The following is an 11,195-nucleotide window of genomic DNA, read 5'->3' as shown; positions in this document are numbered from 1 at the left end:
AAGCGGCTCATCGGTTTTGCCCTTCGGCTTCAGCGCGACCGGGTCGCGAGTCGGGGGCCAGGCCGTCGTGCGCGAGCAGCGCGTCAGCTCGCGACAGTGTTGGTCCGGCTGCGTACAACGACAGGATCGACCACGGAATCGGAGTCGCCGGCTGACGCAGGCCAAGAGCCTCAGCGGTTTTCGCGTTTCCCGTGACACCGCCCTGGGCGGCTTCATTGTCGATGCCGTATCGGACGCCGGTGTCGGAGATCCAGAACAGCGATCCGGCAGCCGGTGACGCCGAGTGCTGTCCGACGGTCTGGGCGAAATAACCGGTACCGGGTGCCATCGCCACCCGGTTGGCGGTGCCGCCGGCACCAGCACCAACGAGATCCTCGGTGTGCACCGCCTCCGGAATCGGCAGTGCCGAACCGGCAAGCAGCGTCAGAGAATTCGTGCTTGCACCTGCTGCCTTACTCCAGTGCGCGCAGGTGACCGGATCGTGCGTCGCGTCGAGCAGGCTGATCCGCTGCGCTGGGTAGCGGCTGGTGTCCAGCTGCCGCGACACCGGGAGTTTGGCGATCTTGTCGGCACCCAACCGGGGCGGCTGGTCCAGGCCATAGGAGTTGGCGTTGCGCAGAACGGCGGCCAACACCGGGGAGATCTGCTGCAAGCCGTCGGGCAGTACCGCGTAGTAGAGCAGCCCGTTAGCCGAATTACTTTCCAGGCCGTGGGATTCGACGACCGCACCGACTGGTGCGGGCACCGGAAACTTGGCGGGGCTACCGGCGTCGGGGATGACGGGGGCGGCCAGCGGCGGAGACTCGGGGATCGCGTTGAACAAGCCGCCGGCGATAGGCCGCGGCGTCGGGATGTCGGTACCCAGGCCCAGCGCACTGGTCATGGCGTGGTCGGCGAGGTCGATCCGGCTGCGCCGGCCGTCCCACAGCAGCCAGGCACTGGTGGGGTTGCTGACCAGCACCGCCTTGCCGGCTTCCACTGCAGCAGCCCGGGCGCCGGTGCTGTCGGGAGCTCCGGCTATCACCGTGACACCGGCGGCAGTACCGGCGGCGGAATCGCACACCGTCCAGTCGGCGTCCTTACGGGCGTTCTGCACCATCCGCTCGGGCGCACCTGGAATGCCGATCAGATTGCCGAGCGGAAACTTGTCCAGCTCAGTACTTTTCACCATGGTGGGGTTCGCCGACTTGCCGGCGATCAGCCGGGCCGAGGCCAGGTTCAGCACCGGATGCAGTCGATCGCCCACCCGCACGTACAGCGCGGCGGTGGACCGGTCGGCCAGGATCGGGTTGTTTGCCGCCGACCCGTTCGGCCGAATCAGCGAGAACACAAAGCTGCCCGCCAACGCGGCGATCAGCACGATCACGCCCATCAGCACCGCACGGGTCTGGGTGCGCAGCGGGTCGACAAGCATCCGGGTGTCATGCAGGGCAACGCCAGAAGCGATGCGGCGCATGACAAATCGCCAGCCGGTTACCTGATGGCGGGTGACGAAGCCGCGGCGGTAGACGACCTTCTCAGGGTTATCGTTGACCGGTGTGCGCGAGGCGAAGGAGCGCCGGTCGTCGGGTGATTCTGGGCTCGTCATGCCGGCATCTCCAGCCGCAGGCCTTCCAGCAGCGGCGGCACGGTGTTGGCGAGGTCGGCGGCGGTGATCGTCATGAGCTCCTCGTCGGTGAATTCACCGGTTTGCGCGTGTGCAGAGTGGTCCAGCCGGAATTCCCGTTCCTCTTCCGACTTTTCGACGACGTTACGGACGAATCGACCGTTACCCGCGATGTCGAGTCCGCGGCGTTCGACGCCCGCGGAATCGGCCTTCGTCGTGCTGGCCAGGTGGGCGAAGAGTGCTTCCAGATCGTTGAGCGCCGGCTGTTCGAACGCACTGTCGCGTCGGGTAGCCATGAAGTTGGCGATCTCGATCAGTTCGGCCGGCTGGTAGGACGGGAAGTCGATGGTGCGGGTGAACCGTGATCGCAGACCCTGGTTGGTGTCCAGGAATCGATCGAGGTCGGCGCGGTAACCGGCGATGATGACCACCAACCGGTCGCGGTCGTTCTCCATCCGGGCCAACAAGGTGTCGATGGCCACCAAGCCGAAATCGTTCTTGGCGCCGGTCGCAACCAGGGCGTAGGCCTCGTCGAGGAACAACACACCGTCCAGGGCACTGTCGATCATCGCGTTCGTCTTGGCTTCGGTCTCACCGATGTGCTGACCGATCAAATCGGCACGGTGGACCTCCTTGATGTTCTCTTTCTTCAAAAGGCCGAGGCCGCAATAGATTTTCGCGACGACACGCGCGATCGTGGTCTTGCCGGTTCCAGGAGGCCCGGTGAACACCAGGTGGTGGGTGCGCTGCGCCACTTCCAGCCCACGCTCCTTACGCACCAGCTCCATTGCCACCGCGCTCTTGAGCCGCGCGACCTGATCTTTGACCTTCTCCAGGCCGATGAACTCGTCGAGCTCACGCTCGGCCTCGGACAGCAGCATCGCCTTGCGCTCTTGCGCTCCGGGGTCCACGAAATCGCCGGGCTTGGGCTCGGTGGCCGGGTCCCAGGGGTCGATGCGCGCGGCGATGCGGTCGGCGGTGGTGGGCACGATCCCGAAGCTGGAATCCGTCAGCGCCTCTTCGACTTGAGCGTTTTCCGGGTTGGCGGCATACAGGTCCTGCAGCACTTCGCGCGCGGTGTCCTCGTCGCCATCGGCGCGTAGCGACAGCGCCCTGGCCAACGCGCCGTCGACCGCGGCAACGGCAACCGGACCGTCTGGCTCCTCGAGGTAGGATAGCGCCGCAGCAAACATGCCCAGCCGCGCCAGCGAAATACCCAACGCCACCTTGACGGCATGCGCGAAGTGCTGGTCGAGATCGGGGTCGTTCACGATCGGCGAGAGCAACTTGACCACGTCAGACCAGCGCTCAGCGCGGTAGTGGAGGGTCGACGCCACCCAGCGGGCCTCCCGCGAGCTCGGCTGACGCCCGGTGACATCGCTGACCAGTTGATATGCGGCCGCATACCGCCCGTCGCCGGCCAGCGCCGCGGCGTAGGCAAGGTGGAAATCGTCGGGCTCGGTCGCACGGAACTTCAAGTACAGGCCGGTGTCGTACTGGAAGCCCAACGCACCCGGCGCCAATTCCACGTGGCGTTGCAGCACTCCTGCCGTCGCCACATTGTGTGAAATCGCTTCCAGCACAGGCAGCGACACATCACCCGCGGCGGCCAGCCCGACCCATGCGTCGGCCTGTTCGTGGGCGATGCGGACCAGTCCGGTGAACCCGGAGCGGGCGGCGGCCAGGTCCGCCGGGCGCTTGCGGTCATAGATAGTCAGCCCGAGCGCGCGGCAGCACGTCGCGAATCGACTCGATACGTCATCGTCCACCCTGACGGTTGTCGGCCGGGTGGCGACACTGCCGGTGTCAGCGATTTCCACGCCTCAGTCTCCCCTTCAGACGTAGTGTTGCCTAAGCTAACTTTGGGCGAAGTTAGCATTGCATAAGCTCGGTGTCGAGACGCACGTATTCGCTCGACGCGTGGCCTCGCCTAGTCGGCTGCCAAAGCTCAAGCGCTGCACGTCAGTCCACCTGACGGCCGCTCCGGAACGTCTTTCGGGCGCGGCCGGAGTAACAAGCCTCCTCGCTTCGTCCCGCCGTGGCTTAATGAAAATGGATGTCATTAGCGCAGAACTGTACCCCATCGGCATCTCACTTTTTGACCGCCCTGACCAAAGTGTTCCGGGCGATCATCGGGCCGGCCTCGATATCCGGTCCGGGCACCGGGCGGCCCGCGTCGCGTAGGTAATCCGCCAGCGGTGTCGTGGCCGCGGTCCAGCCGTGCTGGTCGAACCATCGCTGGGCCGGGTCGTGCTGCTCGTTGTAGATCAATTGGAAGAACAACCGGTCATCGCCCTCGGCCCGAGCTGCGCGCTCTCCGGCGATGGCAGCCTGAAACGCTTCGTCAGGCAGTGCCAAGCTTTCTTCCACTGCGACATGACTTCCCGAACTGGCCAGCGCGTCGATCCCAGTGAACAGCTGCTCCCGCGCGGCGACGGGCAGATAGATAAGTAGACCTTCAGCGATCCACGCCGACGGCTTCGCAGGGTCGAAACCAGTGTCCCGCAACGCCTGCGGCCAATCCTCGCGGAGGTCGACGGCGACCTCACGGCGTTCGGCGTGGGGCGTGGCTCCCTGCTCGCTCAGCACCTCGCGCTTGAAATCGAGAACCTGCGGACGATCCAGCTCGAAGATCGTCGTCGTATCGGGCCAGGACAGTCGGTAGGCGCGCGAGTCCAGACCGGCGGCCAGGATCACCACCTGCCGTACCCCGGCGTCTGCGGCTCGCCGGAAGTAGTCGTCGAAGTATCTGGTACGTGCGCCCTGGAAGTTGACGAAATGCTGCCCCCAGTCAGGGGATTTCAACGGATGCCCGGACAGCTTGCCGTCCAACACATCGGCGGCGTTGCCGCCAGCCGCGCGGCAGAACACCTCGGCGAATGGGTCGACTGCCAATGGCTCGGGCTTCTGCGCTTCCAATGCTCGAGCGGTAGCGACCAGTAACGCAGTCGCGCCGACAGTTGTCGTGATGTCCCAGTTATCGTCGTCAGTACGCACGCCAACCGACCCTACGCCCGCCAACAGCGCGCTTACGTCGTCCGATCCGGCCACAACGGCATTCAATACGACGCTGTGTCGTAGAACAAGACCCCGTCCCGGTAGGGGGTATTCGGCCGTTACACCAACGCGCGGCCGGCTTTGATCCGTCGGTCCAGATCCCGCAGCAGCAGGTTGAACGGGAACCGCCGGACGAACCGCGGCATCGCATTGTTCACCGTACGGAGCACGGCGATCAGCCGGTCGAAGCGCCGCTGCGTGACAGCATCCCACGAGAACTGCATCTCGTCCCGAAAGCGTTGCGGCAGAAAGCCTGCGGTGAGCAGCAGACCGAGCTTTTCCGGCTGCCGGCGCACGAACTCGGGAAGACGCAGGGCCTTTATCCGGCCGACCGCGATCGGGTACAAGTATTTACGGACGGCGTCGTCGATGTGGACCTTCTCGAGTTGCTCGTTCCAGTAGCGGTCGAACGCAGCCCGGTCGGCCGGCCACATCTCCGGGGGCACCTGCAGCGTAGAGCCGAGCACTACTGCTTCTTGGTAATGGCGATCGGCGTCCCGATCGTCCATCTCGCCGACGAACATCCGATAAAAGTCCACTACGCCCTTGTAAAGGCAAGCGGCGACCCACAATTGCAGGTGGACGTCGAAGGCGTTGTATTGCACGGGGCTGTCCGGAGTGGAGTACACCTGGGCGTGCGCACGGTTCACCGCTCGCCGAAACGCCGACTTCTGAGTGTCCGTACCCGCCATCGCGACGGCGAGATAGGTGAACGTGGTGCGCGCCCGCTTGATCGGGTGCAGGTCGATGCGACCGCTCTCGACACGGCTCTCCATGACCCCGTAGCCCACACCGGGCCGGGCCAGCTGCATGATCACATTGGCCGGGCCCAGCAGCAGGGCCATTCCCATCAGCGTGTCGTCGAGTTTCGGCGTCCGCCGCGGCCTACGCCCGGCGACCGGTGGCTCGCCCACCGCGCGTTCGACATGCCTGATCGGTTCGCTGACCGTCATCGCTCACCTGCCCGCTAATTGTGAGAACGCCTGTTTCCTGATATTGCAGCCCGCCAGGACCGGTGTCAAGATGGGATTCGTGACTTCTGGCCCAACGACCAGCGCGCGGCCATATGGCGGCGTCGGTGCCGCCGACCGCCTGGCAACCCGTCGGGCCAGGCTGTTAGAGGCCGGTCTCGATCTGCTCGGCGGCGACGACGCCGCCGAATTGACCGTGCGCGGGGTCTGCCGACAGGCTGGTGTGGCGGCCCGGTACTTCTACGAAAGCTTCACCGACAAAGACGAATTGGTTGGTGCGGTGTTCGACTGGGTGATCGCCGAGCTGGCCTTTACAACTCAGGCTGCGGTGGACGCCGCACCGCCGGAGGAGCAGACCCGCGCCGGCATGACCAACATCGTCCGCACGATCGGTGGCGATCCACGCGTCGGGCGCCTGCTGTTCAGCGCGCAGTTGGCCAACGCCGTGTTGGTGCGCAAGCGGGTCGAATCCAACGCGCTGTTCGCGATGCTGTCCGGCCGCCATGCCGGGAACACGCTGCATGTTCCGCAGAACGACCGGATCACGGCTGCCGCACATTTCGTAGTCGGCGGGGTGGCGCAAACGATCAGCGCGTGGCTGACCGGTGACGTGCGGCTCGATCCAGCTCAGCTGATCGACCAGCTCACGTCACTTGTCAACGAGCTGGCGAACCCGAGCCTGTATCGCGTTTGATGCCCTAATGGGTGGCCGGGATGCGGCGATCGGCGGACGTCTTGGGCACGGCCCTGGTGTCGTTCGTTGTGAATTCCTTGATCCAGCAAGCAAACTCGAGCGTTATTCCGTCCGGATCCTGGAAATAGAACGAGCGCACGTAGACGCCGGGATGCAGTGTGGCCGCGACCTGTCGCTCGCTCTCGTCGTGGTTGAGCACCGGCCCCACCCGCACGCCCTTGTCCTTGAGGCGCTGCCGATAGGCGTCGAACTTTTCGGCCGGCACATGGAACGCCAGGTGGTTCATAGTGCTCACCGCGCTGGTGATCTCACCAATTCCGGGGATAGCGGCCGGCGACGACAGGCCCGGCACTCGATCCGGCGCGTCCGCGAACCAGAAGAACGCGACGCAGTCGCCGTTGCCGGCGTCGAAGAAGAAGTGCTGTCCGGCACCGCCAGGCAGGTCCAGCGATTTGATCAACGGCATACCGAGGACGTTGCTATAGAAGTCCACGGTGCGGGCCATGTCCGAGCACACCAGCGCGACATGGTTGATGCCGTCGAGTTCGAATTCGGAATTGCGGTTGTGCGGCTTGATCATCCCGGGCTCCCGTCCGTCGGCATCGCGCTTGGCTGGTTCCGTGGCGGAGATCCGAATCTGAACCTAACATCAGATTCAGGTCTATTCCAGAGGAGCGCCGTTCCCGCGATCGAGGGATCCCAGTCACGACGAAGGAGGCCCGTCGGTGTCGACTGTGTCCGACTCGCCGACCCAGCGTGCGCCGCTACCGACTAACCGCGGCCGTCAAACGCGGGCCGCCATCGACACCGCCGCCAGGACCGTCATCGCCCGCAAGGGCATCCTGGCCACTACTATCGCCGACATCGCCACCGAGGCCGGCCGGTCGACGGCGTCGTTCTATAACTACTACGACTCCAAAGAGGCGATGGTCCGCGAGTGGGCGCTGCGGTTCCGCGACGAGGTCGGCGAGCGGGCCAAGCCGGTTGCCCGGCACGGTCTTTCGACACGGGAGCGAGCCCACCAGGCCGCAGCTGCACACTGGCACACCTACAAACATCGGCTGGCGGAGATGATCAGCGTGTCGCAGCTGGCGATGGTCAACGATGACTTTGCCCAGTACTGGGCCGAAATTTGCGATATTCCAACGTCTTTCATCACCGAGATGGTGCGACGTGCCCAAGCCGAGGGCTACTGCGCAGGCGACGACCCGCAGCTGATCGCCGTCGCGATCGTCGCGATGCTGAACCAGTTCTGTTATCTCCAACTAGCCGGTCCGGCGTCGCGACAGGACGATAAAGCCGACGACGAGGCCTGTATCGCCACCTTGACGAATATCTTCTACCGAGCCATCTACTGCAAGGAGGGTCGCTGACGTGGGTCGCACCGCCGGCACGCCCGGGGTTATTCGAGAATTCATCGGGCTGCCGTCGCCGACCGGCCGGCGCGCCGGCGCGGGCGGACACCCGTGCCAAGGGCTGTATTACCGCGGCGTCGGGCGCAAACCGAAGGTCGCGGTGATCGCGGCCCACTATCAGATCGACTTCTCCGAGCACTATCTCGCCGATTACCTGGCGACCCGTGGGATCGGATTTCTGGGGTGGAACACTCGGTTCCGCGGCTTTGAGAGCAGCTTCCTGCTCGACCACGCGCTGGTCGATATCGGCGTCGGGGTTCGCTGGCTACGCGAGACACAAGCCGTGGAAACGATTGTCCTGCTGGGTAATTCCGGAGGCGGGTCGCTGATGGCGGCATACCAGGCGCAGGCGGTCGACCCGCATGTGACGCCAATGGCGGGTATGCGACCAGCTGCCGGTCTGACCGACCTGCTGCCAGCCGACGGCTACGTAGCCAGCGCCGCGCACCCGGGCCGCCCGGACGTGCTGACCGCATGGATGGACGGCGCCGTCGTCGACGAGAACGACCCCCTCGCCACCGATCCCGACCTGGATCTGTTCGACGAGCGCAATGGGCCGCCGTATTCGCCGGAGTTCCTGGCCCGCTATCGCTCAGCGCAGGTTGCACGCAGCAACGCCATCACCGACTGGGTCGAGAAAGAGTTGAAACGTGTTCGAGCCGCCGGATTTTCGGACCGCCCGTTTACCGTGATGCGGACGTGGGCCGATCCGCGGATGGTCGATCCGACCATTGAGCCGACTCACCGTCAGCCGAATACGTGTTACGCCGGCCCGCCGGTCAAGGCGAACCGGTCCGCGCACGGCATCGCAGCGGCCTGCACGTTGCGCAGCTGGCTGGCGATGTGGAGTCTGCGCACGGCACAGACCAGGGCCGAACCGCATCTGGCCCGAATCACCTGCCCCGCGTTGGTGATCAACGCCGAGGCCGACACCGGTGTGTTCCCGTCGGATGCTCAGCGCATTTACGACGCGCTGGCCGGCACCGACAAGGAGCAGTGCTCGATCAACACCGATCACTACTTCACCACACCGGGCGCGCGCAGCGAGCAGGCTGACACCATCGCCAAGTGGATTGCCAAGCGGTGGCGTTAAGGGTCCTCGCCCACTTCGTTCCCGGCCCGAAGGTGTTGGATTTTCTTGCCCCCGAAGCTGATTGGCTTGACATCCGCTGGTGTGCCGATGACGACTCCGCCGAGTCACACGTGGCGTTCTACCGGGAAATAGCCGAGGCCGACGTGATTTGGCATGTGCTGCGGCCGCTTTCCGGGGCCGACCTGTCCCGCGCGACTCGCCTGCGGCTGGTGCACAAGTTCGGCGCCGGGGTAAACACCATCGACGTCGACGCCGCCACCGAACGCGGTGTCGCCGTTGCCAACATGCCCGGCGCCAACGCGCCGTCGGTGGCCGAGGGAACGGTGCTGCTGATGCTGGCGTCGCTGCGGCGATTGCCGGTGCTGGACCGGGCGACCCGCGAAGGCCGCGGCTGGCCGTCCGACCCGCAACTCGGCGAAACCGTCCGCGACATCGGCGGATGCACCGTGGGACTGGTCGGCTACGGCAACATCGCCAAACAGGTCGCGGGCATCGTCGCCGCGATGGGTGCCACCGTGCTGCACACCAGCACTGGCGACGACGGACTGCCCGGCTGGCGACCGCTGCCGGAGCTCCTGGGCGCCAGCGACATCGTCTCGCTGCACCTGCCGTTGACGGCAGACACCGACGGCCTGCTGGGCGAGGCTGCCCTGGCCCGGATGAAGCCCGGTGCGGTGCTGGTCAACACCTCACGCGGCCCGATCGTCGACGAAAAAGCCCTGGCCGCGGCGCTTCGTGGTGGCCGGTTGGCCGCGGCCGGCCTGGACGTCTTCGGCGTCGAACCGGTACTGCCGGACAACCCGCTGTTGACCCTGGACAACGTCGTGCTCACCCCGCACGTCACCTGGTACACCGTCGACACCATGCGGCGATATCTGGTCGAAGCCGTCGCCAACTGCCGCCGGCTGCGGGACGGTCAGCGGCTGGCCCACGTGGTCAACCAACCCACCGGTTATTAGATTGGGGGTCGAGCTGCTACAGGCCCCGGGTAACCCCAAGGAAGGCGACCAATGCCGATCGCAATCAACCCTGAGCATCAAGACCTGGCCGATTCGGTGCGATCTTTGGTGGCGCGCGTCGCACCATCGGAGGTCTTGCACGCCGCGCTGGAAACGCCGATCGACAACCCTCCGCCGTATTGGCGGGCCGCGGCCGATCAGGGCCTGCAGGGCGTCCACTTGGCCGAATCCGTCGGCGGCCAGGGTTTCGGCGTTCTCGAGCTCGACGTCGTCCTCGCCGAGTTCGGTTACGGCGCGGTGCCGGGCCCGTTCGTGCCGTCGGCGATCGCCAGTGCGCTGATTTCGGCACACGACCCGAACGCCAAGGTGCTCGCCGACCTGGCCTCCGGCGCGGCCATCGCCGCCTACGCCCTGGACGCCGGCCTGACCGCGACGCGACACGACGACTCGCTGGTGATCCGCGGGGAGGTCCGCGCGGTGCCGGCCGCGGCCGAAGCGTCGCTGTTGGTGTTGCCGGTGGCGATCGACAGCGGCGAAGAGTGGGTGGTGCTGCGCGCCGACCAGCTCGAGATCGAACCGGTCGCCAGCGTCGACCCGCTGCGTCCCATCGCCCATGTGCGCGCCAACGCCATCGAGGTTGCCGACGACGTCGCGTTGAGCAATCTCAGCGTCGTGACGGCGAAGGCACTGATTGCCACGCTGCTGTCGGCCGAGGCGATCGGAGTCGCGCGGTGGGCCACCGACACCGCCTCGGACTACGCCAAGATCCGCGAGCAATTCGGTCGGCCGATCGGTCAGTTCCAGGCCGTCAAGCACAAGTGCGCCGAGATGATCGCCGACACCGAACGCGCCACGGCCGCCGTCTGGGATGCGGCCCGCGCCGTTGACGAAGCCCGCGAAAACAACTGGGACACCGAAGCTTCCGCGGTTGAGTTCGCCGCGGCGGTAGCTGCGATGCTGGCACCGGCCGCCGCTCAGCGCTGTACCCAGGACTGCATTCAGGTGCACGGCGGCATCGGGTTCACCTGGGAGCACGACACCAATATCTACTACCGTCGCGCGCTGGTTTTGGCCGCAGGCTTCGGCCGCAGATCCGAGTACCCGCAGCGGGTTGTCGACACCGCCACCACCACCGGCATGCGCGCGCTCGACATCGATCTTGACCCCGACACCGAGAAGCTGCGCGACGAGATCCGCGAGGAGGTCGCCGCGCTCAAGGGGATCGCGCGCGTGGAGCGCAACACCGCGATCGCCGAGGACGGGTGGGTGCTGCCTTATCTGCCCACCCCGTGGGGACGCGACGCCGGGCCGGTCGAGCAGATCATCATCGCCCAGGAGTTCACCAGTGGGCGAGTCAGGCGACCACCGATCGGCATCGCGGCCTGGATTGTGCCGTCCAT

General features: G+C 65.9%; 10 protein-coding genes. 5 read left to right on the top strand and 5 right to left on the bottom strand.

The genetic code is table 11. From position 1 onward, the window contains the following. Positions 1-7: 7 nt before the first annotated feature. The 4 genes from eccB to VGH54_RS23360 all read right to left on the bottom strand — a co-directional run bounded on the left by eccB (position 8) and on the right by VGH54_RS23360 (position 5,616). Positions 8-1,588 (bottom strand): type VII secretion protein EccB, encoded by a 1,581-nt coding sequence (gene eccB, locus VGH54_RS23375; protein ID WP_331514488.1) that lies wholly within the window; start codon positions 1,586-1,588, stop codon positions 8-10. Beyond that, positions 1,585-3,426 carry a type VII secretion AAA-ATPase EccA gene (gene eccA / locus VGH54_RS23370; protein WP_331514487.1) on the bottom strand — a complete coding sequence of 614 codons (1,842 nt, stop codon included), beginning with the start codon at positions 3,424-3,426 and terminating at the stop codon, positions 1,585-1,587. The genes eccB and eccA overlap by 4 nt, the downstream gene beginning before the upstream one ends. A 271-nt stretch (positions 3,427-3,697) precedes the next feature. Next, on the bottom strand, positions 3,698-4,603 hold the full coding sequence (locus tag VGH54_RS23365; protein WP_331514486.1) for a class I SAM-dependent methyltransferase: 906 nt from the start codon (positions 4,601-4,603) through the stop codon (positions 3,698-3,700). 119 nt (positions 4,604-4,722) lie between these two features. Further along, positions 4,723-5,616 carry an oxygenase MpaB family protein gene (locus VGH54_RS23360; protein ID WP_331514485.1) on the bottom strand — a complete coding sequence of 298 codons (894 nt, stop codon included), beginning with the start codon at positions 5,614-5,616 and terminating at the stop codon, positions 4,723-4,725. 70 nt (positions 5,617-5,686) lie between these two features. On the opposite strand from VGH54_RS23360, the gene VGH54_RS23355 reads away from it, so the two are divergent. Beyond that, on the top strand, positions 5,687-6,328 hold the full coding sequence (locus VGH54_RS23355) for a TetR/AcrR family transcriptional regulator (protein ID WP_414688777.1): 642 nt from the start codon (positions 5,687-5,689) through the stop codon (positions 6,326-6,328). 4 nt (positions 6,329-6,332) lie between these two features. On the opposite strand, the gene VGH54_RS23350 is transcribed toward VGH54_RS23355, so the two are convergent. Next, entirely contained in the window at positions 6,333-6,908 is a 576-nt protein-coding gene (locus VGH54_RS23350) for a VOC family protein (protein WP_331514483.1), read from the bottom strand. Between the two features lie 154 nt (positions 6,909-7,062). Here VGH54_RS23350 and VGH54_RS23345 point away from each other — a divergent pair, with 154 nt between their 5' ends. The 4 genes from VGH54_RS23345 to VGH54_RS23330 all read left to right on the top strand — a co-directional run. After that, positions 7,063-7,701 carry a TetR/AcrR family transcriptional regulator gene (locus VGH54_RS23345; RefSeq protein WP_331514489.1) on the top strand — a complete coding sequence of 213 codons (639 nt, stop codon included), beginning with the start codon at positions 7,063-7,065 and terminating at the stop codon, positions 7,699-7,701. Position 7,702: 1 nt separating this feature from the next. Next, positions 7,703-8,836, top strand: coding sequence for an alpha/beta hydrolase (locus VGH54_RS23340; RefSeq protein ID WP_331514481.1), 1,134 nt, complete (start codon positions 7,703-7,705; stop codon positions 8,834-8,836). Then, positions 8,812-9,795, top strand: a complete 984-nt coding sequence (locus tag VGH54_RS23335; protein ID WP_331514480.1) for a 2-hydroxyacid dehydrogenase — start codon at positions 8,812-8,814, stop codon at positions 9,793-9,795. The genes VGH54_RS23340 and VGH54_RS23335 overlap by 25 nt, the downstream gene beginning before the upstream one ends. A 51-nt stretch (positions 9,796-9,846) precedes the next feature. Then, a partial coding sequence (locus VGH54_RS23330; protein WP_331514479.1) for an acyl-CoA dehydrogenase occupies positions 9,847-11,195 on the top strand: 1,349 nt, incomplete at its 3' end.

The organism is Mycobacterium sp. (assembly GCF_036488105.1).
Lineage (GTDB): Bacteria > Actinomycetota > Actinomycetes > Mycobacteriales > Mycobacteriaceae > Mycobacterium.
This window is presented reverse-complemented; position numbering and strand designations above follow the sequence as displayed.